Here is a 26,187-nt window from a genome sequence, read left to right as displayed (position 1 = left end):
CTCCTGGGAGGGGTTAGGGCGTGTTTTCAAACTCGGAGATCCCCCTAAATCCCCCTTAAAAAAGGGAGACTTTGAGTATGGCTCGGGTGCATCTCATTTTTGTTGTTTGACAAGGTGGTGCGTTACGGGGCGGGCTGTCTAAACCCTGACTACGAGGCGGAAAATGAGGCCCCCCCTAACGCACCCTACGCAACTTTTTTACAAATATGAGATGCACCCGTATGGCTCCCCCCTTGGGGGGCTGGGGGGGATCATAATCTTGCGGAAAACTTTGAAAACATGCCCTAGGGGTGGGTTCCTCTTACCTGCTCCCTGCTCCCTAAAACCCAAGAATTTGTACCTGACCCAATTACTGCTGTAATAAGTAAACATCTTGAGCAGACTGATGAGTTGTTTCTATTTTTTGCTCAACCCAAGTAATTAGCTCCTTGAGTATCCTAAAGTCTTTCGGTTTTTCTATTTTCCATAGATCGACTTGACTAATTAATTGTAGACACTGTTGAAAATAATGCTCAAGGTTTTTTTCTGCCAATAGTTGACTTGGTAAAGGAAAGAAACGCGCCAAAGTTAAAAAAGCATCGTTTCCTGCCATGGGAGTAACGTTAAAATCCCTACCATCTTCTAAGAAGAAGATATGAGCCAGAGGAAAGGGTTGAGTGGGAAAGTTTTCTGGTTTCCTAATTACTCGTTTGCGGGAACCAGGATAAAGAGTTGGTAAAGTGGATATATCGTAACCAAGTCCTTCTACTGTTGGTGGCCAGATTTTGATCTGGGGGAAAGCGGGATATACCATTGGTTTATCCCCTGAATTCAAGTCGATAGCAACCATGTCGTCAGATACAACTGTGTAACCGAGTTTGGCAAAAGCAGCAGCAGTGGTAGATTTACCCGCACCTGGACAACCAGCAAATATCACTACCTGTTCGCCAATTTTTACCGCACTGGCATGGAGGAGAAACAAGCCTCTTTGATAGAGTATTAAGCCTAATGCTTCGCTTAAGATATAGAGGCTTAATAGTTGGGGATCGATATCATCTGAGTCAGAATCAACGATGATAGTATCACCGTTTTTTGCTAGTAAGGTTGCTATGCCATGCCAGCGCAAGTAGGCTTCTTGAGTGTTGCCACCAAAGTGAGCTTCTTTGCCTTGACGGTTAATGGAAGTTGGTTCTAATTGTGGTAGTTTTACTTTACCTTTTTGGATGTAAATATCGGCTGTCTTTTTACTTTTTGTTAGTTCGGTAAGTAAGAATACTGACTGAATAGTTAATCCATAAGCTTGGTAGTGAAACATTTGTTGATAGAGTTTTGCAATTCTAAAGATTTAATTGACTAATCATTTCTAGGATTTAAGTATCCACAGTAGAGTGGACATTGTCCACTCTACTAGGTCACGTATTATGTGAGTTAAAAAAATTATTGCATATCAAGGCTTTCAGGCTGTCGCAAAACCATAAACAATAGTAATGTGAACATAGTTACTTCCTTTTAGCAGTTAACTCACATAAGCCGTAATTAATTAAATTTCATCAAATACCAAGTACAGGATGAAGATTTAATTAGGTTTTTAATTAGTCGGGATCGAAGGGAGCAAGGCCGCCATTTCCATCATGAACAACATCAGCAACACCAGGTGCAAAACTATCAACAGGATTTGCACTATTGAAGTCGTCTGAGGCTGCATCAGTACCAACTAGAGATTCCCTAGCACCATCAGCGCCACTTCCTCCGGCTCCAAGGGTAAGGCTCTTCATTGTTCCATAATTTTTGAGAGTTGGTTGTTCATAAACGAGACTATTCATATTGTTTTCCATGTTTTCGATGTCAATGCTCATTGGTTTACTCCTTGAGTCGTTTGATTTGTTAAGGCGATTGCCGGAAATTAGTTAAGTACAATTATTCGATTCACTTTAACCAAATTGATAAGTAAATCGCAGAATTAATCATCCTGAATTCTCGCCTTCTCTGCTGCCATTTAGCCGCAGAGTTTGAAAAATATTGATAGTCTTATTGTACAGCATTGGTATTTAGGTAATGGGATAAATTTGATTTTTGCTCTAACAATAAATTTTAAATCAAGCCTTTTTCAGTAGAAATGCCATAGGTAGGGTGGGCAATGCCCACCTTACGATTTATTGAGTTGTTGGTTGGTGGGTTAGGTTGGATTGATAAGTTATGGTTGAGTTTGAATGGTTATCCCCGCCTAAGCCACCCTAGGATCAAGCGATCGCACTGTCCCAAAACCATAAACAATAGTAATGTGAACATATTTACGTCCTTTTAGCAGTTAACCCACATAAGCCGTAATTAATTAAATTTCATCAAATACCAAGTACAGGATGAAGATTTAATTAGGTTTTTAATTATCGGGATCGTTGGCATTAACGGTGCCGCCAAATCCATCATGAACAACATCAGGAACACCAGGTGCAAAACTATCAACAGGATTTGAATTATTGAAGTCGTTGACGGCTGCATCGCTTGTGCCCAGGGCATCACTGGGACTTCCTCCGGTTCCAAGGGTAAGGCTCTTCATTGTTCCATAATTTTTGAGAGTTGGTTGTTCATAAACAAGACTATTCATATTGTTTTCCATGTTTTCGGTGTCAATGCTCATTGGTTTACTCCTTGAGTCGTTTGATTTGTTAAGGCGATTGCCGAAAATTAGTTAAGTACAATTAGTCGATTAACTTTAACCAAAGTGATAAGTAAATCGCACAATTAATCATCCTGGCTTCTCGCCTCCTCTGCTGCCATTTAGCCGCAGAGTTTGAAAACTTTTGATAGTCTTCTTGTACAGCATTCGTATTTAGGTAATGGAATAAATTTGATTTTTGCTCTAACAATAATTTTTTAATTACACTGCTTTCAGCAGTTTCCATCCTGTTGATAATAAATCCATAAAAATCTACCTTGCTTCTACGCCGACGAACTTCTTCAGGTAATATACCCTTCATCGCCCTTCGCATTACACCGCGCCCAAAACCATTACAGTATTTCAAATGAGCGGGTGCTGCTAAACACAACTCAATAACTCTTTTATCTAAAAAAGGATGACGAGGTTCGATGCTAACTGCTGCACTAATCCCATCAATTTGTTCGCTACCTTCCTGCATATTGCCCGAAGTTATGGCTCGGTAATGGTTTAAATATTCAGTAGGTAAGTAGCCAAATTGATAATTGAACTCATCTCGGAGTAATTTACCTAATTTAATAGACTTTGCCAGGCTTTTTGCAATAATTGAATTATAGTGATTCCAGTTTAGCATAGGAAAATTGTTATAGATGCTTCGTAAAAATAACTTAATATTTCTGGGCGGATTAAACTGCCAATAGTTAGCGGATTTATAAAAGATACTAATATAGTTATGCCATTCAAACTTTTTAATTAATTCTGTAGCATAAGGCACAATATATTGATATAAATCTGCCTCAATTTCCTTAGCACTATCAGACTTATTTTGATAACGACCTTCTACTATTTTTAGAAGCTTTTCCCATTCCCCTAATTCCAGTAACTCATGAGGATAATCCGTACCGTGGGAAACAATAGTATCCCCATCATGTCCCGTTAACACCACCCTTGCACCTTGTTGTTTGACCTCCCGAACAATCGCCAACAACATGGCTGGGGTAGGCATTTGCACTGGTTGGTCTAACCAAGGGGTAACGGTTTGGGCAGCACTAATGGGATTACCTACTTTCGCAACATGATGCTTAAAACCACCCTGGGCCAATACGGTATCTACATAAGCCGTCTCATCAGCCGAAGGAGTATCACAATCAGAATAAATCGTTAACAATTCTGCATCACTATTTTTCTCCCGCAACAAATTCCGCGCCACACAACTAACGGAAGAAGAATCGACACCACCACTGAGAGTAGACGCTACTGGGTAAGCACTCCGCAGACGACACCCTATCGCCTCGGTAAATCGCTTGCGGAATTCCTCCACATAGTCAGCATCAGTCTTTAAAGTCTGCTGTATCTTCTTTGCTTCGGCATCTAAATCCCAAAAAGACTGGGATTCTATCCCATTCTGGCTCACTTCCATCCAGTGGGCGGGAAGCAGACGCAGAATATCTTGATAGAAAGTATCGGGCTTTAATTTGGCAAACCCACTTAACTGACACAGATAAATACCAACTTTGGCTTCATTGACGTTACGGGGTACTGCATCTAAACAGAATAATCCTTTTATTTCCGAAGCAAAGACAAACAATTTACCAGGCTGATAGTGATAATAAAATGGCTTAACCCCCATATAATCTCTGGCACAAAACAATAGCTGCTTACGCTTATCCCAGATAGCAAAGGCAAAGTCACCAATTAGCTTACCAGGACAGTCTCGCCCCCATTTCTCGTAAGCAGCCAAGATTAAATTGCTATCAGTAATTTTCTCGGCTGGACGATCGTTTAATTCCAGTGCAGAAATAAGCTCATCCCGATTATCAATGCGAGCATCCGCTGTCAGTATTAAATTACCAGTGCGGTCTTTTAAAGGTAATTGCTCTAATAAAGATTCAGGTGTCGTCCATAACATCCGATGTCCTAAACCAACACAGCGATCATCGCACCAAACCTCAGCGCCATCTGGTCCCCGGTGCGCCAGGATATCCACCATGCCCCCGATCTTTTCGCGCTCCACGGGGCGACCATCAAGATTGTAAATACCTACAATTCCACTCATAATCTAACTCCTTGATTAGAGTACAGCTACTTATAGCGCTACGCGCAAGGCAAAAGGCAAAAGGCAAAAGGCAAAAGTTGACTACACAAGTTTTTTACCTTTTATCAATGTCCTAACCTTAATGGGTAGTGCTATATACCCTTTTTGATATAGGGATCCGTGTAGGAATTGTCAGAATTTTTTTTTCCTGTTCCCTACTCCCTACTCCCTACTCCCTGCTCCCTGCTCCCTGCTCCCTAATCCCTGCTCCCTACTCCCTGCTCCCTGCTCCCTATTCCCTATTCCCTGTTCCCTGTTCCCTTTGCTACAGCCTGCTAAACTGAACTCCAAAATGTTTGACGACGCTTAAGGCGCTTGTGAATGCGATTTTTCAATAGCAATACCAGCACAATACTAGTCACAGCGCCATATCCACATGCACCTACAAGAGCACCAGGTACACCGTCGATTACGGTTCTGATGCTGAATTCTAATCCTCCTTTGACTGCTCCCCCTAAAGCGCTTGCAGGTATCCACCAATTTGCATGTTGTATGAAGCGCCGCAACTGGAGCCATTGAAAAATTCCAATGATAGTCCATTCTAGGAGTCTGAGTAGAACACTAGCCCAAAATACCTGCACCCCGATCGGTACTCCTCCTATTTCCATGTCTCCTTCAGGAAGCATGGTTGCAATCCAATTCCTAACGCCAAATAATTGAATCAGAATCAAGTAGATCGTCCAACCCCAAATACTGGTAAGTATCCACCAACCCAAATTCCGAATGTATCGCCGCAATACAAGCCACTGGGTGATTGCAAACACTGTCTCGAAAAAGAAGGAGAACTCTTCTATCCCCTCACTGACAACGTTGGCTAATATCCACAATGACACCAAAGCCAAATATGAGAGGATGGCCTGTTTCCTAAGATTATCATCATTCGATTTCAAGTTTTGTGATTTACTAATTCCCATCATTGATCACCCCTCTATGGCTATTTGATGTTTGACTACGTTGATTACGAAATACACCACTGAGCACAATTCCTGTCGCCAACAGCCCAATCATTCCCAGGCCATTCCACAAGACATAGATAGGCACAAGCTCTTTCCCCAAGAATCTACCTTCGTGAATCGCCATCATAATTTGTGCATATTTCCTGGGCATACCAAACCAAGTATTGCCGATACGGTAAACGATACCCGTAATCGTAGTGAGGAATAAAGGCAAAAAAAGAATTGGAGCTAGTGTGCGGTGAAGTTTAAGGAGAGTACGCTTTTTCATAATCTACTTCTTTCAAAGGATGACATGGGAGTGAATCGAGAAAGGTCAGTCAGATCACCAATCACGATTTGTCCCTGACTTTCTACCCAAGCATGAGCCTCAAATTGTCCTTGCTCTCCCTTAGCAACCCCAATTCGCAGTTCAGCTGAGTAACGACACTGACTCATCAAAGTTTCCGTCGTTAAAGCTCTAGCTAAACATTTAGCATTACCAGGGAGATAACGGCTGCTACGATTCACCGCCTCAACAATTTGGTCTGTGGTAGGGGAATATCGTCGTAACCCGACAGGATTTGCTTGACTGATAATTGCTAAAAGTCGTCGTAAGGTCTTAAATGGCAACGACCACATCCCCAATCTGACTAATGCCAGCAATACAAAGGCTTTGATGAAAAGTTGGCGCTCTGTATGGGTAAGGCTTAAGAACTTACGTAGCTGTTTCATCCCCTACCTCAATTAGTCCTTCAGTATCCAGTTCCTGGAGTAATCCCAAAATGTCATTTTCGCATTGCTCAGGCTCCACGTGGTACTTTGCTAAAATGGCATCCCGAATTTCATTAACAGTCTTTGGTTCCTGAATCATATTCCAAATACTGGTACCTACAGCATTGAGACCAAAGTACACTCCAGACTTGAAGTTGAGAATAATCGTTTCTCCAGTAAAATCGGAAGATAACTGTTCCTTAATTGCTACTACCGTTGAATCAGCTTTTACCATGCTCTATAAAACTCCTGAAACTGAATGTATCTAGCCATAATAAACCGGGTATCCTTGGTAATTTGTGACCAAGGATTAAGTGCAAATTTACAGATAATTAGTATAAAAAAATACTAATTATCTGACTCTTACACAAAGACAGAGGATGACGAATTATACCAATTACACCTGATGAGATTGAGAAGGTTCAAACTATTAAAATTTACTTTTAAATAGCAGCGCCAAACAGACTGCGAGGATATTTTAAAAGTACCTTGGTTTACTTCCAAGCCTTGATTTTAATGGCTGAATGCCTTATTATTCCAAGGTCATGGAATGGCTTTTAACTAGTCTAGGAAACGTTAAAACATCCTCTAATAACGAGACTTCGTTATTAATTTCATATTTCCTAGGTTTTATCCTAAAAAAAACACCATTTAGCGAAGCTAATTTATTGTAGATATTGCCCTAAAAAGATTGAACATATATAGAAAAACCCTTTCCCGTTAGGTATGTTTGATTGCCCTGAAAACATACCTTTAGCCAAGTAAAATGAACAGGCTCTTTATCTAAGTATACTCAACATTATGCAGTTTAAAGCTGAGACGATAATATTGTTATTTTTATTTACATTTGCACTCTGTAATCTAGGGTGGGCAGTGCTTTAGACAGATTCCGAAGCTTGCAAAGCGCGTTGAGAGGCACTGCCCACCCTAGGATTAATCACTAGGATTAATCACAATAGTGCCAGATCTCAGATTAAGGGTTTGTACAGGAAATTAACCTGTGATAAAAAGATAAAATTGATGCAAATTCCCTATTTATAATTTTCTCTCGTTACTAGATAAGTAATCATTTAGTATTACTCATTTGTAAGCAGTAACCTTGGTCAATTAGTGTTCCGTGTAATCCTGGATGAATGACTACTATAACTTTCATGAGTTTTTCATAAAATCCTGACAGAGCTAAAAATTTTTGATGAATTTTTCTTGAAGACGCTAAATATACCTGAGGTCAATTGCCACATCTATCTTGAGAGGGATGATTTAGATGGTGCCAGCGAATAGCACTCAGGTTCATGTAGTTCATGTAGGATCGGCAGTGCTATTGACGCGATTCCTTTGCTTGTCATCAGGTTGCTAGAGACTGCCCACCCTATTTCAGTCCTAAGAGAAGCAAAGTAGTTCATGTAGGGTCGGCAGTGCTTTTGAGGCGATTCCGTTGCTTGCCATAGTTTATGTAGGGTGGGCAGTGCTTACTAAGGCGATTCCGTTGCTTGCGATCGCGTAGCGTGACCTACGGTCAATCGCCTTTAAGCACTGCCCACCGGAAGATTAATCTTAGAATCCCCAGGACTTACGCATTTGCCCCCTAAATCCCCCAATTCTGGGGGACTTTGACATCATTACCCCCCAGAATTGGGGGGCTAGGGGGGCGAAATCCACTTAACCGCGTAAGTCCTGATCCCCTTTTTTCAAAGAGGGGAAATGTCAAAAAAGTCAGCTTGGCTTTACGGTTCAGACTGTTGCAGCATAAACAAACAGTAAGTGCCAAACAAAATCACTGAAATCATCACAAAGATCAGAGCACCTTCCTGACTGTGCCAATAGTCAAAGGCTGCTTGACTGGAGGGGGCTGCGAGGTGTGCCAGTATCGCTATCCTAATGCCATTGACGATAAAACCCAGGGTAGCAGCAACGATGGGAACAATAATTTTTTGGCTGCGAGAGGTGGGGAACATTACCAGCACAATCACAGCTAGCCCTAGCATGTAGATGATTAAGTTGAGTCCGGAACAGGACGGGACGACTTCAACGCTACCCTTGGGAAGGATAATGTAAGAATCTTGCAACACGACATTTGCTCCAGAGTACCACAGCAGGAAAGCCGAGAATTTGGCGGTAATGGGAGTGATATTAGGGAGATAGGGCAGCAGAAGTTTGGGAACACCTAGGGTGAAGAGGATGAGGAGTTCTTGCCAATATTGTTTTAAGCCCCGAAAGCCAGAGGCAAGCAGGGCGAGACCGAAGACGGAAATAAAGGGTGAGAAGCCAAGGAATTTTTCGCTAGGGTGAGCACCACTCTTGATAAGAATCCCTGCAATCAGCAATGCACCAAATAAAAAAGGGACAATGCCGCTGCCGAGTTTAATTTGGTAGCGTTTGTCCCAAAGAGTCGAACAGGCTGCCAGCCAAAATACAATGCTAAGAGCAAGGTGAGACGATTTTTCGGCTCTGAGATTGAGAGTTAGGTGAATGGCAATCAAGCCTGCTCCTATTGCTAAGAGCAATAACGCAGGAATGTTTAATTGTTTAACCAGGGAAAATCGAGCCGCTTTCATATCATTGGGGTAGTTTTACCGAGATTGTATTTTAGGCATAAATTAAAAAAAATATATTCGTAAAATCAATTATTTTATAATTATATATTGCTAAATGACGTACTCACTTTTACATTTAATTTCTTTATCTCAATGACGCATTTAGTATGAGCCATTCAGATAATTTTTATTATAAATATAGCTTTTATAGGATTTATGAGGTACGCTTTTCAACCTCAAAGTCCCCCTTGATAAGGGGGACCAACGGGGGATCCCTTTGTACTTCATGGCATAGATAATTGCTATAATCAAAATCCAGTGTCAAATATGAAGACTCGCAAATAGACCAAATCCCTTAGGCAAAAGAAACTTACCGATCTTTACAGCTCCGACTACGCCATTCGCGATATCCTTAACACCCACTTGCGTCATCTCTTCAACTGAACCGTAAGTTTCCAACGTTGGTGTATTCCATTCCTGTTTCATCTCATTAACTCCTTTTTTTTGAATAATTCAACAAGCCAAATAACCCTTATTTGTCAGCAGTAAAGAACCGCGAACATCTTCTTCCACGACCTTTACTAACTCTGATAACAAGCTCAAGTTGCGAGGCCGCCGTAAACAAATCACTTCGCAAGATTGAGCAAGACTAGCACAGCTTTCAAACTGCATCACCTCCCCAGAACTAAATAACTTCATCAACTCCGAATGCTGCATCAAAGCTATTAGTTTTGCTTGCTTTTTCATCGGCTCGCACTTTACCTCGGATCCAGAAGCCAATAAATAAATCCGACTAATCGGTAACGATCTTTGCGGAAAATTTCGTCTTAACCGCAAACCCCGCTTTTCTAACTTTGGATGCAACTGCCACAGGGACTCCCAATCATAACCCAGTACTTCTGCTACCTCCCGACTGATCTTAATTTGAGGAAATCCAGGCGCAAGCATAGCTTTGCCCTCCTCCCAGCTCACTGGAGCTATATCATCGGCAACCACTGCATATCCCTGGGCCTGCAATGCTGCAGCAATCGTTGACTTTCCCTCACCAGAGTTGCCCAAGAACAAAACAGCTTTGCCATCTATTTCTACCGCACTAGCATGAAGTACTAACGGGCTCCGCTGTTGCAGCAAAATCGCCATTACGGTACCCACCAACGCCAGTCGCAGCTTTAACTCATCCACATCCGGTGCTGGAATGACGACAATCTTGCATCCCCCTTGCACCAAAAACACACCTGCCTCCTTGACATAGACGACCGCTTCCTTCTTTTCTACTTGAAGTGCTAAGGGCTGCTCGATTACCTCCTGGGGTACATAGTCAAACACAGAACGCACCTGATCGATAGTGATAGTGACATCGCTCTTATCCTCTGCGGGCACAAACTCCGGAATCGGTAGCACTGACCGAATCCCTAACCCATAAGCGACGTAGGAAAACCAATTAGAGTCCCTGTGACCTAAAACGTTAGTAAATGGCAACATAAGTCTGGAAGAGTATAGTTTAAAAGTAGCTTTGTTTACTCCCAACCTTGTCAGCCATGCAAAGCGCGAGTGGGGGAAACCACGCCAGTTGCTCATGGGGGGAACCCCCGCATGAAGGCACTGGCTCCCCAAGACCGCGCTGCATCGCTTGATTTTAATGGCTGAATGTCTTCTGATGACCATGTCATTGAATGGCTTGGAGGTATAGCGCTACGCCCAAGGCAAGAGCCATGCATGCAAAAGGCAAAAGTTCATGTAGGGTGGGCAGTGCTTTCGATAGATTCCTTTGCTTGCCATAGGTTTGGTAGTTCATGTAGGGTGGGCAGTGCTTGATAAAGATTCCTTTGCTTGCCATAGCCTTGGTAGGCACTGCCTAGGCTGTTCACTTTGTCCTAGGGCCCGAGGAAAAAGTTTATGCACTTTTTGTGTAAGGTAACGAGACCGTGGGTCGCTTGCGATATATCGATTGTAGGCTCAGAGCGTTGCTCACGATCCCGGCATGAACGATTAGAACCCAAAAATGCTCAAAATACACAGCCTAGGCACTGCCCACCGTAGGATCAATCGTAGATTAATCACAATGGTTCCAGCTCTCAGATTAAGGGTTTGTACAGGAAATTAACCGGTGCCAAAAAGAGACAATGGATGCAAATTACCCATTTATAATTTTCTCTCGTTACTAGATAATTAACCATTTAATTATAACTCATTTGTAAGCAGTAAGGTTGATCAATGAGTGTTCCGTGTAATCCCGGATGAATGAGTACTAAAACTTTCCTGAGTTTTTCATAAAATCCTGACAGAGCTAAAAATTTTTGATGAATTTTTCTTAAAGACGCTAAGTAGGTGGGCATAAAGAAACGTTAAAACTAAAACTATAAAAATGAATCTGAAAGCCTTTATTAAAGAGGTTTTCAGCATTTTTAAGCATTTTAAATCTCAATCGCTATTTTACGGATAATTATGCCCACCTACTTAAGAGCTGATTCGTAAACTCGCTGTAATCCTTGTAGGATAAGGCTTGCACTCAAATAGAACAATTGAACTATTTAATACCTAGAAGACAATCATAGCAAGGCTTTCAGACTTCTTAAGATTTACTTTACAAATCAGCTCTAAATATAGTTGAGGTCAATTCCCAGATCTGTCTTGAGGCGGATGATTTAGATGGTAGCAGCGAGTAGCACTCAGGTTGATGTAGTGGGTGGGCAGTGCTTTGGACAGATTCACCAAGCTTGCAAAGCGCGTTGGTAGGCACTGCCCACCCTACGATTAATCACTGAAAACTAAACAACATTAATCAATACTAGCCTCAGGAATGCTACCTAGAGTTATTTGCTAATCCGTAATAACCCATGAACTGAGGGATTGCTTAAGGGAATAAATTATAACATAAAGTCTAGGCATTAGACTAATGGTATTAAATCTTAGGCATAAGAAAAGCAGTTGACAGCCTCCTTGCTTGAGCTGGGGCTAGCAAACGATGGTTTTAACCCTATTGCCTAAAACCTAGAGGGGTGCATCTCACTTTGGCAAAAATACTCCGACAATTGAGAACTCCTCTAACTATAGCAATAAAAAAAAATCGGTCAAGCTCTGGTTAACTCCAATGCTTGACCGAATTCTATGGTATTAGCTTCCAAAAGTACAGCTGAGCTGCACTCAAATTTAGATAACTCCTGATCAATTAGTACATTCTGATCGAGTTAGTCAGCTATCAGCTATCAGCTATCAGTTATCAGTTATCAGCCAAAGGCTTGTGGCCAAGGCTGACGGCTGACGGCTGACCGCTGTTCGCGTAGCGTGCGCGTAGCGCATATGCTTACGACAAAACAACCTTCACTATTCATTGTCGCCAGGGCGTAAAACCCTGGCAAAATCCTATCCTAGTCTACGTAAAAATAGCGAATCAAAAAGGTCATAACCTCACCAGGCTTTCCGGTAGGCTCCGGAGTGCTCCACTCGTCGGGATAGGCGTATTTAAGGGAATAAATGGCATAAATTGTCTTCTTAACCTCCTCAGGAGAACCGACCAATATGTGCTTGACTTTCTTAGATTTGCGACTTGGGTTTTCAGAGTTCGGATTAATGTTTTTGCTCATTGGAAACTATACCTTTAAACTGTGTATCATATTAATTTATTAAGAAATTAAAAAATTAATAAAGTGAATCATTTGTCAAGGGGTTTAGGAATTTTGTTTATTACGAAATATGCAGATAATTTGGGAAGTGTCGGAAGTGTAGTGGGAAGGGTAATAAGGAATAATAAATAGTTTTTATTTTTATACATTTTTGATATAATTAATCGTAGGGTGGGCAGTGCATAAGACAAATTGTCAACCTTGGCATAGGTTGACTAGGCACTGCCCACCGACAGAGACTTAACTATAAAAAAGTAATCATAATTAATCGTAGGGTGGGCAGTGCATAAGACCAATTGTAAAGCTTAAAATAGGTTGACTAGGCACTGCCCACCGACAGGGACTTAACTATAAACAACTAGAAATTAATAAGATTAATTGTAGGGTGACCAGGGCAGGTAGGGGAGTGAAAAACAGGCAATGCCCACCCTACAAAATGCGATTGACCGAAGGTCACGCTTCGCGATCGTACTGTGAGTTTTGGGAAATGTGTAATTAATTTTGTTCACCTTCTTAAACAAAAATAAATGACTGAAGCGCCAAATCGCACCATCCCATCAGGATTGCCTGGAGCAACTCCTAGGGGTAAGAAAACTGAGGTTAACTCCCGTGCTAGCAGAGAGATGCAACGTCAGCTAAGACGAGAAAATGAATCTGCCACAATCCTTGCCTTAATGGGATATGATGTAGAACAGAATCCACCCACTCTTCCCAATGGCAAAAACCCTGACTACAAAATTGAGGGGCAAATATTCGACCATTACACCCCACCCACTTCCAACCCAGACCAAATTCGTAAGGGTATCAGTAGAAAGGTCAAGAGAAGACAAGCAGAGAGAATTGTACTTAATCTTGATGACACCAATGTAAATCCTGATGAATTACAGGATATTATAGCCAGAAAACCAATCGACAATCTTAAGGAGATTATTATGATAATAAATGGTAAGGTTATCCCATTTTTACCCTAGCAATTGTACAGACAGGAGAGATTAGCATGGCTTTAGATTTCGACCTAGAGATGGTAACTGAGCTTAAGCCTCAACAAGCCTTAAACATATTAGCTACAAAGTTAGCTTTAGAGTGGCAACAAGACAACTTAAAAGCACCAGGAATACTTATTAATGCTGATGTAGAAGATCGATGGGAACAAGATGTTACTGAGGAAAACTTTGGTTTTCGACCTACTTTAGTTGTTGGTTTTCGGATTAATCCCAATCAAGATTATGAAGGGGGCTTGCGTACTCTGATCCGAGCCACCATAAGTTTGCTACAGCAGACTGTCGGAGAAGCTGTTTTGCTATTTAATTATGAAACTGTTGTATTGCAGCGCTTGGGAAATAAATTAATCTTAAATGAAGAAATGCTGGAGCCTAGTATTATTTCTGAAATAGACCAGTTTAAATTAACCTATGAGTTGCAGGTTTTCCCTTGTTCTGCCTGATTTAGATTAACTGTGGGTAGTTTGGCTTTTTGGAGGCAATGCTCACCCTACAAAATGCGTTCGCGTAGCGGCTCCAAAGGAGCATCGCACTATCTTCTATCGGCGGTTGGTGGGCATTGCTTTGGTTAATTCGTGCAGGTAGGGGAGTGGGAAACAGGCAATGCCCACCCTACAAAATGCGTTCGCGTAGCGGCTCCAAAGGAGCATCGCACTTCCAGGTAAACGCAGATAATCGAGGTATCGATAACCATTAAATTCTCCCATTTGAAGTTTATTTTAAGGATTATCCTGACGGCTGACAGCTGACGGCTGACAGCTGACGGAGTTCTGCATAACGGAAGCTTTTCCAATTTTCCAGGATAAGTTTCTTAAGCATTTCCTACCTCATATCAAATCCGGTTTAATACCGATAATAAAAGTGTATCGAAGGCAGAAGGCAGAAGGCAGAAGGCAGAAGGCAGAAGTAAAGGAGTAAGGTTTCAAAGGTAATGGTTTTTGATAACTAATTATCCGGACATGATATCAAACCGTTCCCAGCCAGTGCCTTGATAACCAAAGGTGAACAGGTCTGGATGCAAAATTTCCGCTATCATTTCTACTGAATCGACTAGTCTTGGTCCTGGACGATTGAAATACGCATTACCATCAGTAACAAAAACCTTACCCTGGCGTACGGCTTGCAAACTTGACCACTGGGAATGGTGAGCCATCTGTTGGGTTTCTTGTGTTGTGCGTTCCAAATCAAAGCCGCAAGGCATTACAATAATTACGTCTGGATCAGCTTTGACTAAAGCATCCCATTCCAGATAAGGGGAATGTTTCCCTAAAGCCCCAAACAGAGGATTACCACCTGCAATAGTGACTAATTCAGGAATCCAGTTACCAGCAGCCATGAGCGGATCAGTCCACTCGATGCAAGCAACAGTAGGGCGGTGATTTTCCGACATTTCCTGTGTCTTTTGCTTACAGGTTTCGACACGAGACTGTAATTGTTTCAGTAGAGATTGTGACTCTACTCCCAGGATGACAGCAACTCGCTCAATATCTGCCCAAACTTCAGTTAGCAAGTTTGGCTGCAAGGAAATTATCTGAGGCTGGCTATTAGTAAGGTTGGCAACTGCTTTCTCCACCACATCGAAGTTTACAGCACAGACATCACATTGATCTTGAGTAACAATGTGGGTTGGTTGCAGTTGTTCTAAAACATCAGTTTTTACTTGGTAAATACTCAAGGCACGTTTTACCAGATTGTTTATATCATCATCAATCTGGGCACTAGGTTTATCGCTATTGATTTGGGCCTCGGTGCAGACAGGTCGATTTTTGATAGTTGCGGGATAGTCGCATTCATGGGATCGCCCCACAATGGCATCAGCTAATCCTAAAGCGGCGACAATTTCCGTGGCACTGGGGAGCAGAGTAACAATTTTCAGGTTTTGTGAAAGCATAGTTTAGATGTTGATAAGTTCAGGATATCAATAGTCAATAATAGGGAACAGGGAACAGGGAACAGGGAGTAGGGAGTAGGGAGTAGGGAGTAGGGAGCGAATGCATCTCTTGTAGGGTGCGAAGCATGAAATGTAACGCACCATCTATAGCATAAAATGTAACGCACCATCTATAGCATGAAATATAACACATCATCTATTTACATTACTCAAAATAAACGAGTTAATAGTACAATTAATGGCATAAAAAAACAAGTGTTTACGCCGATATTGTAGATTGGTTTGAGGAAAAACAACTAACAAATAAGTTTATCCTTATGTTATATTGAATAATAACATAAGGATAAACTTATTAACGAAAAAATGACAATCAACACTTCCCTAGAGGAAAGGCTAACAGCCATAGAGGCTGCGATCGCGCAGTTACAGAAGCAAGTTTCGACCCCCCAGCCGATGAATTGGCTACAACAAATTACAGGAACTTTTAAAGATGAACCGGCATTTGAGGAGGTGCTGGCTTATGGACGAGCCATACGCCAAGGCGATGAATCTATCCTCGAAATTAGTAGGCTTTTGTAGGGTGGGCAAAGGTCGATGATTCCTAATTAAATTGCCAAACTTTCAATATTTGCCCACCCTACCCTACTGATAGCTGTTCGCGTAGCGTGCGCGTAGCGCATTGGCTCTTGTCAGGTGGGCAAAGTAGGGTGCGAAGCATGAAATGTAACGCACCGCCACATCTAATTTTCGGTGCGTTACGCTATTGCTAACACTATAGGCTAATTTTCGGTGCGTGAAGCTACCGCTAACACACCCTACATTTGAAAAAGCGATCGCATTCACTATAGGCTAATTTTCGGTGCGTTACGCTATTGCTAACACTATAGGCTAATTTTCGGTGCGTTACGCGATCGCATTCACTATAGGCTAATTTTCGGTGCGTGAAGCTACCGCTAACACACCCTACATAAGAATTAGCTGATAGCTGATAGCTGACTGCTTAATTAACCCACTCCATAGTCCGTATATTGCCGAAATTCTGGTGCTTGAAACCCCAGCACAATATCGTCCTTCGCTACCCCTTTATCCACAAGTTTTTGGCCTATTTTCATTTCCGTCATATTTTGTTCAATCCAAATCTTTCCCTTCTTAATATCCAAGTGTAAAACGCAACCATATACCCGCCGATAGCCATCCCATCCCACAGTCATTACCATGTAGTGGTCTTGTTTGGTATCAAAAACCGTGTAGCAATCAATCACTCCATTGGCGATGGGAATGGCAGCATAATCCGTCAACAACGACTGAATGCTCTGGCGATAAGACTCTAGGTTATCCATTTTACAATTACCTCTTGACTCGGGTCATAAATGATTTGTTTAATCTGATATCTCTCTACTGAAATTTGTGCAAATTCTCGCTTAAAAAAAGCTTGATAAGCAATCACAGGCACGGCTAAATATAGAATCCGAGTTGGATCATTGATTTCTAAGGCAAGCCGATAATTCAAAAACTGTCCTAAGGCAGCATGGTAAGCTGTCAGTGGCGACTCACTCAAAAAGGTTTTAATCTCTACTGCAATTTTTTCTTGGCCTCGCTCTGCTGCTAACAGTTGCTCCGCACCTAAATCAATTTCAAACTTGGTTCCGCCTACTTCCAGTCGCAACGGATCATCAGTAATCTTCCACTGCTCCTTTTCTAGGGCGATTCTAACCGCAGCATGAAATTTATCTTTGGCTGCCATTGTTATTTTTTTCTAGTTTACTTACAATCATAGAAGAATTTAGATTCCAGTGCGATCGCTAATAGTAAACCCCTTGCCAAAGTCTCACGGGGTGACAAGCTAATTGAAAATCTTACAGGGGTTAGGTTTTAGGGGTTAGGTGAAGCGTGAACATCGTCATGGCGTAGTAGTTGATTAAAACTATCTATGCAGTTGGATTGGTGAAAATTGCTTCAACTGCTGGGAAATACAACAACACGAGTCGCTGTAATTTTCCCAAAACCTAAAACCTAAAACCTAACACCTGCCTAGCTTTGAGCTTTGTTGTCACCCCTTGAGTGCCAAAGTAGTTTTCTGATACTGTTTTTGATGCAGTCGCTCAGGTCGGGAACCCCATCAGTGCCATTCGGCTATATCATGATGATGTGACGTTTGCCGACTATTTAAGATTTAGTCAAGCTCATGGGTAATCTACGACAAAGCCAAACCAAAAAGACACAAGCTCGAGATCAGTCTCTTGTATCTGGAAGTAAGAAGCCAACTATCCATCCAATGGACGAACTGCAAGGGATAATCGGCAACCGAGCACTGGGTAATCTAATTAAATCCCAGCCAGACAAATCTGGACAAGTTCATCGTTCAATAGATCCTCTACTGAGAAGTGTTTCCCCTGTTAGTGGGCAACCAATCCAGCGAATGCCAATGTTTAGGGGACTTTCCCATGAGTTAAGGGGGAATTTGGTGCAGGCGAAGCTGACTATTGGTGAAGCTGGGGACAAGTATGAGCTTGAAGCTGACCGAGTAGCATCGGAAGTAGTGAACCGGATTAACGCACCAGTTCCCATTCAGAAAGCTCTGGATGATTCGATCCAAACCAAGGAAGAGGAAGAGGAAGATAAAGATCAGTTGAGGAGACAGCCCATAGTGCAACTTGAACCTGGTGACGGTGGAATGGTAGCTGCACCAGACCTAGAAGCATCAATTCAACGGGCAAGGGGTTCGGGAGTTCCCCTATCAAAGAAGATTAAGGAACCCATGGATCGGGCGTTTGGAGCTGATTTTAGTAGAGTTAGGATACACACCGATGCTCAATCTGACCAGCTCAATCGCTCAATTCAAGCACGGGCTTTTACTACCGGACAAGATATCTTCTTTCGGCAGGGAGAATATAACCCTGGGAGTCAGGTAGGACAGAGGTTGATTGCCCATGAGTTGACTCACATAGTGCAACAGGCAGGAGGTATAGGTAAACTGCAAGCTCAACCAGAAAGTAGTTCCTCTTCAAAAGTTAGTGCTGCACCTACTGGAAGAATTCAAAGAGGTAAGTTCAATTCTCAGCTTTACGACTCAAGTGTCAGTCCTGGCTCAAAAGGTGCACAAGAAGAAGCCTTGAGAGTTTTTACCCTATCTCCTGAGGAGCGTGCTCATCAGTTAAAAGTGCTATTGAAGAACGCATCCAACAATATTGATGATTTTAATAGGATTGGTCAGTTACTTCAGGGAGGTATAAATCCACAAGATCGAGAAGAGATAGCAGCAGGTATCCGACAAAAATTTGGCAAAAATCATCGTTCATCAGGACAGGATAGATCTGAATACCTCATTGATATTCTATACAGAGGTCAAGCTTCACCTAAATCTCAAGTCAAAATGGCACTTGGTGATTTAACTGGAATTACCTTTACTTTCGGTTTAGGTAGTGGCGATTACAACGACTTTAGAAAATTGGTTGACAAGTTCACATTTGCTGAATTAGATGATGTTTTAAGTGATTCTTCAATCGTCAATAAAATCACCAAAAAATTTGGAAATAAATTAACTTATAAACTCATAACAGATCTGGCAATAAAGGGCATTGAGCCAGACCCAGGTGAATTATCAATGAGAAGTTTACATACTGAGATTAAGGAAAATGTTTACAATCAAAAATTGATTGAGATTATCTCAACATTACCGGATCGAGGGTTCGTTGAGGCATCAATTCGTAAAGAAAGAAAACCCAAAATATTTGATAGGTTACACCAGTGGGTAATCAATCGAGATCAATCAGTAATAGAGGAGATTATCAACAATCCTGAAAGCGAATTCCGTAAAGCACTTGAACAGAAATTTAAGCCAGCAGATATTGACTACATACTCACATTAATGAAACAACCTGAATTTATACAGGTACCAGAGGGTGAAAATGTTCAAGATGCCGCACTATTACAGCAAATAGACGCTATCTTGACCCGTCAGGCAAAGCGAGGTCCATCGGGACAGTTTAGGCGTAAAGATGACATTGCCGAGCAGATCGAAAATTTGCTATCCAGATTAGAAGACCCACAAAAAGCTATAGTAATTCACTACGCAAGGAAATCCGTACCACTGGGTAGACCAGCTGGTTTCACAGACGAGGATATCATGAAAAGCGTTGAGAACCAATGCCTAAGCAAATTTGAAACTCAATTAAATGAGGCTGGATTAGAATATGGCAAAATTGCTCGTCTGTTGATTAAATTAAAATTAAAAGATGACAAATTTGAACACCTGACAGCCCATTTCCAGCAAGTAGAAGACAAAAGTGATCAGCCAGATTACTGGGTTCAACTCCTCAACAAAGAATTGGAGAAGTTTCTACCAGATGTGAATACTGTATTTACTCTAATTTTCAGCGCTCAACAAGCAGCGAATAAAAGTGAATACAAATGGTTTATGAGTCATATTTACGTAGAAGTGAAAGACAAACTAAGGTTAAGGTCTCCCATCAAGGGACAAGAATATCTCCGTAGGATACAAGATGCCCTGACTGGCAAGCAGGAATTAACAGTAGGCGACCTGATGTGGGTAGCCAAGAACTATGGAGGTAAGAGCCGAACCAACATTGAAACTATCAAGTTTGCTGTCGAAGCGCTTTCTGGCAAGGAGTTGTTGGAACAGTGGTCGAACTTTAAGGATTTACAAACAGAGTCACATATGTCCAGGTTATCACCAAAAGGGTACTTAAAATTCCGCGATAACTTCCTTCTCAAGATTAAGGAAGAGTTCTTTGATGAAAAACTTGGACTATTTGAACGAGAAAGAGGTGCTGAACAGCTAAGTTTTAGGGATACGCTGAAAACAGCCCAGCGAATTGAAATTGAGCGAATACTTCTAAATCGTCTGGCCGAAGAAGCACCGAAGGTTCCAGAATTCCAAGAGCTAGCAGCAGAGGTAATGGGAGTTGAGAATGGACAGCTAGCTGCTCAATACTTGGCACAACGAAGCAAGGCAATCGGCAATCTAGAAACAGCTCAGCTCTTAGCAACTGGGAAACAATGGAGTTATTTCAGTACCAGGTCATTAATTTACAAAGCAGCCCAAGGTGAGTATCTGAAACATTTTCGTAGTGGGTTAGCTGACATTGAGACTTCCTCAGATCAGCAAACACCTGAACAAAAAATGAAATTACTCCAGGAACAAGTAAAGTCCACGGTAGCTGCTGAACAAACTTTAGTGGATGAAGAAACAGCCTTCAGCCAGCTACGAGACAAGTACAATGCCAGATTCAAGGGAATTGTGAATACCCTTGTCGGGACGCTGTTGGCAACCATAGGTTTAGTTTTCACTGGCGGATTATCAGCTCCCCCAGCCTTCGCTATGCTCTGGTCAGCTGTGAGTGCAATGATTTCCAATCTTGTTAGTGCAGGAATAGATTGGAGTAACCAGGGTCAGGCTTATTCTCATCAAAAGGCTCTTCGTGAGACATTTGTTAATATGCTGACAGCTAGTGTAGATGGAGCCTTAGGCAATCTTACTTTGAGCATCAAAAGCTTGGGTATGGAGGAACTTTATTCCCAAGGATCCAATATATTCGCCAAGATTTTTGGCAAGCCAGGAATGGATATATTCGCCAACTATGTAACTGAAATCGGGTCAACAGTTTTCAATTTTCCGGTCAATGCGGTGGATCGGCTACTTCAAAGCAGTAGTATTAGTGATGCATGGCAACAGGTGAAAGAAGAGACCAAAGAAAAACTTCGCTCACTACCAGCAGATACGATTAATCAATATATAATGGGTGTTGCGAAAAGTGGCACAACGGCAGGATTCGACGAATTAGGAAAATTACTTGGAGTCAGATTAACACCTATAAGAGATGTAGCTACTGAAGAGAATACTGCTGACCTGATTGAAGATCGAGGGCCAAGAGACATCTTGAGTCCGGTTGGGAAAGATTTGACCGACACGTTCCTACTCGGAGGTGCTGATGTTAACAATATTGATTTTGAACAAGGCTTGTTGAAGTACGAGGATGGTCTACCAGCAGGGTTCTATCTTGAGGCACTTACTGAATGGAGCAGTTACAACTCTAACCCTCAATCTTTGCAGAACGCCACGATCACCATTTTATACGACCAATTTTATGATCAAGTCTTTGAAAGAAGGATAGTGAACCCTATCGTTAGTACAATAAAGTCAGCTTGGGCAGCCCCAGGAACTGTTACTGAACCAAAAGAACCTCCGAGGGAGTTATTCTTAAATAGAATTGCCCTAGATATTGCTATGCTCTCAGTCAATCAATTTTCTAATCTGCCAACGCCAACTATGCAGTCACAAACAAGAACTCAATGGAAGCAAATAGTACGTGGTACTATAAGTAATAACGAGGCTTTTAAAAAGCAAGATTGGAGTCTAGATTTGGACAAAATAGTGAAACTTGCTGTAGATAAATGTATAAAAATCGCAGCAAATAAACCTAGGAGAGAGGCCTGGGTAAGCAGCTCTATTACTGTATAATTCTCACTTGAGAAAGATCCAGATGCCACACCCTGCTTGCTCGAGTGCATCTCTGTGTCTTGATGCAGTCGCTCATGAGGGGAACCATAGCAGTGCGGTCTTGGGGGAAAGCCCCGCAGGTCGGCACTGCCTCCCCAAGACCTCGCTGCATTGCTTTTGCACAAATACGACCATTGAAGGCTAAAACATAACTCCTGTTCCCTGAGTGATAGATTTACAACTTTGAGTGGAAAGTAATCGAGAACACACTAGTGAATGGGCATTGGCTCATGACATCACTGCTACCTGTTTCAGGATGCAAATGGCATCGTCACTACTGCTGGGAGGGCAGTCAGCCGCAGTAGGGGAAATGAGCCAATGGCTTAATAGAATGTTGTCCCTAGGCACTTTCACTGGTGAAGCAGCCAATGAATTTGGTATTTCTTTTACTATCAACCAGGGTCAGCTAACCTGGCTAGTCTCTGGTAATCCTGACAGTATGATTCCCCAGCTCAGTGAATACCTAATAGAAGTTGGTACTTCAGAAAGTGAACTAGAGCGCATCAGTGCAGCAGAAGAAAAAATCAAGCCCGCTCGCTTGGGGGTTTGGATTTCGAGGACAGAAGAAACTACGAACACAGGCTGGTACTTCCCAGTTAATATTCCCTTGTCCCAAGCTCTTGCTGGGGTTGAAGTTAGTCAAGCCAAGCAGCAGTTAACATCTTGGGCTAGCCGACACAAACTTGAAACCTGCTCTGGCTTAGGGCGCTCCATCGGAGTAGGTAACCCCTACACAGAACTTTGGTTGCCGCTGCCCGGTGACCAGATTGAACAACAGTTATTCCTCGCACTGGAAGGGTTTTCAGCTCTGGGCGTTCCTTCACTACCAGATCAGGCATTGGTGGCGATACTAAAATCTAGTCAGGTGGGTTTAGTTCTCTCAGTTTGGTTATCTGCTACTGGAGTAGTCAAAATCGGATTGCTAGTCCCAAACCCTGGAACAAGGTTAATGCTACAACTCTGGCGAACAGCAGGTATAAATCAGTATGAAGTTTTCGCTGCTTTTGAAGGTGCTCTAGGAGTTGATAGTCCTGCCTATGTAGAATGCCAGTTTCTTAGTAAAGGTTTTGGTGTAGAGTTACATTACATACTTGACCTCCCAACTATTAAATCAATTTCAAGATCGACTTGCTCATCCAGGTGAAAGGGAATTTTATTGTTCACCTCATTATCTCTCTCCAGAGTTACCCTCTGATGCTATCCTGGAAGGCTCATCTCTAGGGAGGATTTGGGATCAAAAGCTATAGGATAATTAGACTGTAACTTTCGCCGACTATTTAAGATAATGTCAAGCTCATGGGTAATCTACGACAAAGCCAAACCGAAAAGACACTAGCTCGAGATCAGTCTCAAGTATTAGCAAGTAGAAAGCCAACTATCCACCCAATGGACGAACTGCAAGGGATAATCGGCAACCGAGCACTGGGTAATCTAATTAAATCCCAGCCAGACTTATCTGGACAAGTTCATCGAACCCAAGATCCTCTGTTGAATAGTGTCTCCCCTGTTAGTGGGCAGTCAATCCAGCGAATGCCAATGTTTAGGGGACTTTCCCATGAGCTAATGGGCCATTGGCAGCAGGGGAATTTGGTACAGGCGAAGCTTACTATTGGTGAAGCTGGGGATAAGTATGAGCTTGAAGCCGACCGAGTAGCATCGGAAGTAGTAAGACAAATTAACGCACCAGTTACTAGTCACACCACTCAACCAGACTCAATTCAAGCTCAAGGTCAGCAAGATGAACTGATGAGGAAGCCAATGGTGCAGCTAATGTCTGTTGAAGGTGGGATGGCAGCTACCCCAGAGTTGGAAAGCTCAATCCAACAGGCAAAGGGGTCGGGGATGCCCATCGCCGAAAGTATCCGGAAACCAATGGAACAGTCCTTTGGGGCAGATTTTAGTGGAGTCAGGGTTCACAGTGATACTCAATCTGACCAGTTGAATCAATCCATTCAGGCTCGTGCTTTTACCACAGGTAAAGATATCTTCTTTCGGCAGGGGGAATATAACCCTGGGAGTCGAGGAGGGCAGGAATTGATAGCTCATGAATTGACTCATGTGGTGCAGCAAACTGGTAGTACAGTACAGCGACAAGCAGAAAGCCAAGGATTTCATCAGGGTGTAATACAACGAGCAATTGTTACTTTTAAGCCTCCAAAGGCTAAAGCAGAATCAGCTTACACTTCTGACGAAAAGGAAGGAAAAGACAAAGCTAAAAAAGTAGATGATGAAGTAGAAAAAGCGTTTAATGAATTTAAAACAGGTAATTATGATGGTGCATCGGAAGCCCAGAAACTAGTTTATTTTAGGCGCAAGCAAGAATATGATGAAGGAAAGAAAGTTATTCATCCCTCGACGGCAGCCGGTTACGTGATTGAAGGAAAAGCAAATGTGGGAATAAAAGCCTTGGGTTCTGAATTTGAAACTCAAAATACTACTCTTCTCAAAGGAACTAGACCTGACGTTGCCATAAAACTCAGTACAGGCAATTATGCATTGGTAGATATTACAGCACAGAAGAGTGCCGGGCACATCCTTGATAAGAAAGGAAATTGGACTGGACATGCCAACATCCCCTATGTCGCTGAATCTATTTATCCTAGTATAAATTTTGACGATCCCAGCAGTACCAAATCCTTGAGTGATGATGAAGTAGAAGCTGCAAGTAAAGCAGCAGAAGAGAGTGCAGAAGCTAAGAGATTAGCAGAACAGGAGTGGCGAGATCAACAAGAAGATCTCTTCAACGAAAATCAGAAAAAAGTCAAAGAACATCTAGAAGAAGTGAATAGAAATATCAAAAGAATGGCTAGAAAGCGTAAATTGACTGCAGGGTGGAAACCAAATGACCGCACAATGACTACATGGCTACAACAAACCGGCTTAGAAGTAGATGTGAATGACAAGGATGAAGTTGTTATTAAAAAAAGGCGCACTTACGATGAGCAGATCAGCGATAACAAAAATTACAAAGTTGACCAAAACACTATCAATTCTATAGAGAAATGGAGAGGTAGTATGCTAGCACAACTAAGATAAGTACGATCGCTCTTGTAGAGTGGGCAAATGGGTATGATTCCTGATTAAATTGCCAAACTCTCAGAATTTGCCCACCCTACCAGGTCTACAAATGCACTACTACGCTGTTGTTAATTGGTTTATCGGTTAAAATTGTAGAGCAAGTCAAGGAAATCTTAACCTGTTTAACTTAATAACAATAAGGAAAAAAAAGTGAATTCTATCCCTATCAACCAATTTAAGACTAACATCAAAGACTTTATTAAACAAGTTATCAATCAACATACTCCCCTCAAAATAACCGATCCCAATGAGGGAGACTTTATTATTGTTAGTGCCGAAGATTGGGAACAACAACAAGAAACCTTGTTGGTTTTACAAAATAGCAATTTAATGGAACAGATTAACCATTCTATAGCTACTCATACCCAAAATCAAGGCTACTCTCCCAATCAGGAAGAACTAGATGAGATACTTAGTATTTGAGGGCAAAACTTGGGAAATTTACGAAGAACTTAGGCAAAAAGACAAAAAACTTCATAAAAACCTTTGTAAACTCATCAAAGAAATGCTGAGAGACGATCCCGCTAAAGGCATGGGAAAACCTGAACCGTTAAAACATAATTTATCGGGGTTGTGATCAAGAAGGATTTCTCAAAACGATCGCCTTATTTACAAATTTGATGATAAATATGTTTATATTTTTGCAATAGGTGGTCATTACGATCAATTTAATTGATTTTAGTGCGAACGCGCCCCGCGTGGCCTACGGCCAATCGCTCTTGTCGGGTGGGCAAATGGGCATGATAACTGATAAAATTGCCAAGCTCTCAGAATTTGCCCACCCTACCCTACCTGTTCCCTATTACTATTCCATTGGTAATCAAATCGGCGTATTTTAAGGATAATTGCCACGCTCATCAGCAGAAGAAATGAAAAATCAAGTAGAATTTTTGGCGTTGCTGAACCAAGTAATGAATAGGAGTAGAGTGGGCATCCTGCCCGCAAGGGCCAGATCTCGAACGGGCAAGATGCCCATTCTACAAAACTCTTAGAGTGCGATCGCCTGATTTTGTTTGGTGGGCAAATGGGCATCAGAGCTGATGACATGATCAAATTCTCAAAATTTGCCCACCCTACCCCTACCTGGCAAAATTGGAGACAACC

The 26,187-nt window shown here is 42.0% G+C and carries 27 protein-coding genes; 10 read left to right on the top strand and 17 right to left on the bottom strand.

The features are described 5' to 3' along the window. Positions 1–349: 349 nt before the first annotated feature. The 4 genes from BJP34_RS24100 to BJP34_RS24085 all read right to left on the bottom strand — a co-directional run bounded on the left by BJP34_RS24100 (position 350) and on the right by BJP34_RS24085 (position 4,691). Positions 350–1,294, bottom strand: coding sequence for a hypothetical protein (locus BJP34_RS24100; protein ID WP_070394535.1), 945 nt, complete (start codon positions 1,292–1,294; stop codon positions 350–352). A gap of 277 nt (positions 1,295–1,571) precedes the next feature. After that, positions 1,572–1,835 (bottom strand): hypothetical protein, encoded by a 264-nt coding sequence (locus BJP34_RS24095; protein ID WP_070394534.1) that lies wholly within the window; start codon positions 1,833–1,835, stop codon positions 1,572–1,574. 524 nt (positions 1,836–2,359) lie between these two features. Next, positions 2,360–2,617, bottom strand: a complete 258-nt coding sequence (locus BJP34_RS24090) for a hypothetical protein (protein WP_070394533.1) — start codon at positions 2,615–2,617, stop codon at positions 2,360–2,362. A gap of 61 nt (positions 2,618–2,678) precedes the next feature. Continuing rightward, positions 2,679–4,691 carry a lasso peptide isopeptide bond-forming cyclase gene (locus BJP34_RS24085; protein WP_070394532.1) on the bottom strand — a complete coding sequence of 671 codons (2,013 nt, stop codon included), beginning with the start codon at positions 4,689–4,691 and terminating at the stop codon, positions 2,679–2,681. A 128-nt stretch (positions 4,692–4,819) separates the two neighbouring features. Here BJP34_RS24085 and BJP34_RS44315 point away from each other — a divergent pair, with 128 nt between their 5' ends. Then, on the top strand, positions 4,820–5,014 hold the full coding sequence (locus tag BJP34_RS44315; protein WP_158517434.1) for a hypothetical protein: 195 nt from the start codon (positions 4,820–4,822) through the stop codon (positions 5,012–5,014). Here the strand turns inward: BJP34_RS44315 and BJP34_RS24080 are convergent. From BJP34_RS24080 to BJP34_RS24050, 9 genes are all read right to left on the bottom strand, one after another. After that, positions 5,006–5,647, bottom strand: coding sequence for a hypothetical protein (locus BJP34_RS24080; protein WP_149031151.1), 642 nt, complete (start codon positions 5,645–5,647; stop codon positions 5,006–5,008). The genes BJP34_RS44315 and BJP34_RS24080 overlap by 9 nt on opposite strands. After that, entirely contained in the window at positions 5,634–5,954 is a 321-nt protein-coding gene (locus BJP34_RS24075) for a hypothetical protein (protein ID WP_070394530.1), read from the bottom strand. Before BJP34_RS24075 ends, BJP34_RS24080 begins: the two co-directional genes overlap by 14 nt. Next, entirely contained in the window at positions 5,951–6,397 is a 447-nt protein-coding gene (locus BJP34_RS24070) for a lasso peptide biosynthesis B2 protein (protein WP_070394529.1), read from the bottom strand. The genes BJP34_RS24075 and BJP34_RS24070 overlap by 4 nt, the downstream gene beginning before the upstream one ends. Beyond that, positions 6,381–6,671: a PqqD family peptide modification chaperone gene (locus BJP34_RS24065; RefSeq protein ID WP_070394528.1), complete on the bottom strand. Its 291-nt coding sequence runs from the start codon at positions 6,669–6,671 to the stop codon at positions 6,381–6,383. The genes BJP34_RS24070 and BJP34_RS24065 overlap by 17 nt, the downstream gene beginning before the upstream one ends. 1,489 nt (positions 6,672–8,160) lie before the next feature. Continuing rightward, positions 8,161–8,991 (bottom strand): cyanoexosortase A, encoded by an 831-nt coding sequence (gene crtA / locus BJP34_RS24060; RefSeq protein ID WP_070394527.1) that lies wholly within the window; start codon positions 8,989–8,991, stop codon positions 8,161–8,163. A gap of 300 nt (positions 8,992–9,291) precedes the next feature. After that, positions 9,292–9,456 (bottom strand): hypothetical protein, encoded by a 165-nt coding sequence (locus BJP34_RS44310; RefSeq protein ID WP_158517433.1) that lies wholly within the window; start codon positions 9,454–9,456, stop codon positions 9,292–9,294. Between the two features lie 27 nt (positions 9,457–9,483). Next, entirely contained in the window at positions 9,484–10,452 is a 969-nt protein-coding gene (locus tag BJP34_RS24055; protein WP_070394526.1) for a hypothetical protein, read from the bottom strand. Positions 10,453–10,636: 184 nt separating this feature from the next. Beyond that, positions 10,637–10,807: a hypothetical protein gene (locus tag BJP34_RS44305; protein ID WP_158517432.1), complete on the bottom strand. Its 171-nt coding sequence runs from the start codon at positions 10,805–10,807 to the stop codon at positions 10,637–10,639. Between the two features lie 1,531 nt (positions 10,808–12,338). Continuing rightward, positions 12,339–12,554 carry a hypothetical protein gene (locus BJP34_RS24050; RefSeq protein ID WP_070394525.1) on the bottom strand — a complete coding sequence of 72 codons (216 nt, stop codon included), beginning with the start codon at positions 12,552–12,554 and terminating at the stop codon, positions 12,339–12,341. A 566-nt stretch (positions 12,555–13,120) separates the two neighbouring features. On the opposite strand from BJP34_RS24050, the gene BJP34_RS24045 reads away from it, so the two are divergent. Together BJP34_RS24045 and BJP34_RS24040 are read left to right on the top strand one after the other, a co-directional pair. Continuing rightward, positions 13,121–13,564 carry a hypothetical protein gene (locus tag BJP34_RS24045; RefSeq protein ID WP_070394524.1) on the top strand — a complete coding sequence of 148 codons (444 nt, stop codon included), beginning with the start codon at positions 13,121–13,123 and terminating at the stop codon, positions 13,562–13,564. A 26-nt stretch (positions 13,565–13,590) separates the two neighbouring features. Beyond that, on the top strand, positions 13,591–14,037 hold the full coding sequence (locus BJP34_RS24040; RefSeq protein ID WP_070394523.1) for a SitI3 family protein: 447 nt from the start codon (positions 13,591–13,593) through the stop codon (positions 14,035–14,037). A gap of 506 nt (positions 14,038–14,543) precedes the next feature. Here the strand turns inward: BJP34_RS24040 and BJP34_RS24035 are convergent. Next, positions 14,544–15,485, bottom strand: a complete 942-nt coding sequence (locus BJP34_RS24035) for a cobalamin-binding protein (protein ID WP_070394522.1) — start codon at positions 15,483–15,485, stop codon at positions 14,544–14,546. Between the two features lie 363 nt (positions 15,486–15,848). On the opposite strand from BJP34_RS24035, the gene BJP34_RS24030 reads away from it, so the two are divergent. Beyond that, positions 15,849–16,064: a hypothetical protein gene (locus BJP34_RS24030; RefSeq protein ID WP_070394521.1), complete on the top strand. Its 216-nt coding sequence runs from the start codon at positions 15,849–15,851 to the stop codon at positions 16,062–16,064. 425 nt (positions 16,065–16,489) lie between these two features. On the opposite strand, the gene BJP34_RS24025 is transcribed toward BJP34_RS24030, so the two are convergent. Together BJP34_RS24025 and BJP34_RS24020 are read right to left on the bottom strand one after the other, a co-directional pair. After that, complete coding sequence (locus BJP34_RS24025) at positions 16,490–16,825, bottom strand: XisI protein (RefSeq protein WP_070394520.1); 336 nt, start codon at positions 16,823–16,825, stop codon at positions 16,490–16,492. Then, positions 16,813–17,229, bottom strand: a complete 417-nt coding sequence (locus tag BJP34_RS24020; protein WP_070394519.1) for a XisH family protein — start codon at positions 17,227–17,229, stop codon at positions 16,813–16,815. The genes BJP34_RS24025 and BJP34_RS24020 overlap by 13 nt, the downstream gene beginning before the upstream one ends. Before the next feature lie 441 nt (positions 17,230–17,670). Here BJP34_RS24020 and BJP34_RS24015 point away from each other — a divergent pair, with 441 nt between their 5' ends. From BJP34_RS24015 to BJP34_RS47770, 6 genes are all read left to right on the top strand, one after another. Beyond that, complete coding sequence (locus BJP34_RS24015; protein ID WP_070394518.1) at positions 17,671–21,966, top strand: DUF4157 domain-containing protein; 4,296 nt, start codon at positions 17,671–17,673, stop codon at positions 21,964–21,966. Positions 21,967–22,028: 62 nt separating this feature from the next. Continuing rightward, on the top strand, positions 22,029–22,157 hold the full coding sequence (locus tag BJP34_RS49335; protein ID WP_267876354.1) for a hypothetical protein: 129 nt from the start codon (positions 22,029–22,031) through the stop codon (positions 22,155–22,157). A gap of 35 nt (positions 22,158–22,192) precedes the next feature. Next, positions 22,193–23,149, top strand: a complete 957-nt coding sequence (locus BJP34_RS24010) for a hypothetical protein (protein ID WP_149031150.1) — start codon at positions 22,193–22,195, stop codon at positions 23,147–23,149. 152 nt (positions 23,150–23,301) lie between these two features. After that, positions 23,302–25,041 (top strand): DUF4157 domain-containing protein, encoded by a 1,740-nt coding sequence (locus BJP34_RS47775; protein WP_070394516.1) that lies wholly within the window; start codon positions 23,302–23,304, stop codon positions 25,039–25,041. 192 nt (positions 25,042–25,233) lie between these two features. Beyond that, positions 25,234–25,506 carry a type II toxin-antitoxin system Phd/YefM family antitoxin gene (locus BJP34_RS24000; protein WP_070394515.1) on the top strand — a complete coding sequence of 91 codons (273 nt, stop codon included), beginning with the start codon at positions 25,234–25,236 and terminating at the stop codon, positions 25,504–25,506. Beyond that, the gene (locus BJP34_RS47770; protein WP_229424000.1) at positions 25,487–25,660 is read left to right on the top strand and encodes a type II toxin-antitoxin system YoeB family toxin; all 174 of its coding nucleotides are present in this window, start codon (positions 25,487–25,489) and stop codon (positions 25,658–25,660) included. Before BJP34_RS24000 ends, BJP34_RS47770 begins: the two co-directional genes overlap by 20 nt. A 206-nt stretch (positions 25,661–25,866) precedes the next feature. Here BJP34_RS47770 and BJP34_RS40760 read toward each other — a convergent pair whose 3' ends face one another. Next, the gene (locus BJP34_RS40760) at positions 25,867–26,130 is read right to left on the bottom strand and encodes a hypothetical protein (RefSeq protein WP_149031149.1); all 264 of its coding nucleotides are present in this window, start codon (positions 26,128–26,130) and stop codon (positions 25,867–25,869) included. Positions 26,131–26,187: the final 57 nt, after the last annotated feature.

The organism is Moorena producens PAL-8-15-08-1 (assembly GCF_001767235.1).
GTDB classification, from domain to species: Bacteria; Cyanobacteriota; Cyanobacteriia; order Cyanobacteriales; family Coleofasciculaceae; genus Moorena; species Moorena producens_A.
Note: the sequence above shows the minus strand (reverse complement) of the source record. Positions and strands in the feature narration are given on the sequence as shown.

What these genes read in the sequence shown, in the direction of transcription:
- BJP34_RS24100 (WP_070394535.1), bottom strand. Translation starts at nt 1,294, where the DNA reads ATGTTTCACTACCAAGCTTATGGATTAACTATTCAGTCAGTATTCTTA.
- BJP34_RS24095 (WP_070394534.1), bottom strand. Translation starts at nt 1,835, where the DNA reads ATGAGCATTGACATCGAAAACATGGAAAACAATATGAATAGTCTCGTT.
- BJP34_RS24090 (WP_070394533.1), bottom strand. Translation starts at nt 2,617, where the DNA reads ATGAGCATTGACACCGAAAACATGGAAAACAATATGAATAGTCTTGTT.
- BJP34_RS24085 (WP_070394532.1), bottom strand. Translation starts at nt 4,691, where the DNA reads ATGAGTGGAATTGTAGGTATTTACAATCTTGATGGTCGCCCCGTGGAG.
- BJP34_RS24080 (WP_149031151.1), bottom strand. Translation starts at nt 5,647, where the DNA reads ATGATGGGAATTAGTAAATCACAAAACTTGAAATCGAATGATGATAAT.
- BJP34_RS24075 (WP_070394530.1), bottom strand. Translation starts at nt 5,954, where the DNA reads ATGAAAAAGCGTACTCTCCTTAAACTTCACCGCACACTAGCTCCAATT.
- BJP34_RS24070 (WP_070394529.1), bottom strand. Translation starts at nt 6,397, where the DNA reads ATGAAACAGCTACGTAAGTTCTTAAGCCTTACCCATACAGAGCGCCAA.
- BJP34_RS24065 (WP_070394528.1), bottom strand. Translation starts at nt 6,671, where the DNA reads ATGGTAAAAGCTGATTCAACGGTAGTAGCAATTAAGGAACAGTTATCT.
- crtA (WP_070394527.1), bottom strand. Translation starts at nt 8,991, where the DNA reads ATGAAAGCGGCTCGATTTTCCCTGGTTAAACAATTAAACATTCCTGCG.
- BJP34_RS44310 (WP_158517433.1), bottom strand. Translation starts at nt 9,456, where the DNA reads ATGAAACAGGAATGGAATACACCAACGTTGGAAACTTACGGTTCAGTT.
- BJP34_RS24055 (WP_070394526.1), bottom strand. Translation starts at nt 10,452, where the DNA reads ATGTTGCCATTTACTAACGTTTTAGGTCACAGGGACTCTAATTGGTTT.
- BJP34_RS44305 (WP_158517432.1), bottom strand. Translation starts at nt 10,807, where the DNA reads ATGGCAAGCAAAGGAATCTTTATCAAGCACTGCCCACCCTACATGAAC.
- BJP34_RS24050 (WP_070394525.1), bottom strand. Translation starts at nt 12,554, where the DNA reads ATGAGCAAAAACATTAATCCGAACTCTGAAAACCCAAGTCGCAAATCT.
- BJP34_RS24045 (WP_070394524.1), top strand. Translation starts at nt 13,121, where the DNA reads ATGACTGAAGCGCCAAATCGCACCATCCCATCAGGATTGCCTGGAGCA.
- BJP34_RS24040 (WP_070394523.1), top strand. Translation starts at nt 13,591, where the DNA reads ATGGCTTTAGATTTCGACCTAGAGATGGTAACTGAGCTTAAGCCTCAA.
- BJP34_RS24035 (WP_070394522.1), bottom strand. Translation starts at nt 15,485, where the DNA reads ATGCTTTCACAAAACCTGAAAATTGTTACTCTGCTCCCCAGTGCCACG.
- BJP34_RS24030 (WP_070394521.1), top strand. Translation starts at nt 15,849, where the DNA reads ATGACAATCAACACTTCCCTAGAGGAAAGGCTAACAGCCATAGAGGCT.
- BJP34_RS24025 (WP_070394520.1), bottom strand. Translation starts at nt 16,825, where the DNA reads ATGGATAACCTAGAGTCTTATCGCCAGAGCATTCAGTCGTTGTTGACG.
- BJP34_RS24020 (WP_070394519.1), bottom strand. Translation starts at nt 17,229, where the DNA reads ATGGCAGCCAAAGATAAATTTCATGCTGCGGTTAGAATCGCCCTAGAA.
- BJP34_RS24015 (WP_070394518.1), top strand. Translation starts at nt 17,671, where the DNA reads ATGGGTAATCTACGACAAAGCCAAACCAAAAAGACACAAGCTCGAGAT.
- BJP34_RS49335 (WP_267876354.1), top strand. Translation starts at nt 22,029, where the DNA reads ATGCAGTCGCTCATGAGGGGAACCATAGCAGTGCGGTCTTGGGGGAAA.
- BJP34_RS47775 (WP_070394516.1), top strand. Translation starts at nt 23,302, where the DNA reads ATGGGTAATCTACGACAAAGCCAAACCGAAAAGACACTAGCTCGAGAT.
- BJP34_RS47770 (WP_229424000.1), top strand. Translation starts at nt 25,487, where the DNA reads ATGAGATACTTAGTATTTGAGGGCAAAACTTGGGAAATTTACGAAGAA.
- BJP34_RS40760 (WP_149031149.1), bottom strand. Translation starts at nt 26,130, where the DNA reads ATGTCATCAGCTCTGATGCCCATTTGCCCACCAAACAAAATCAGGCGA.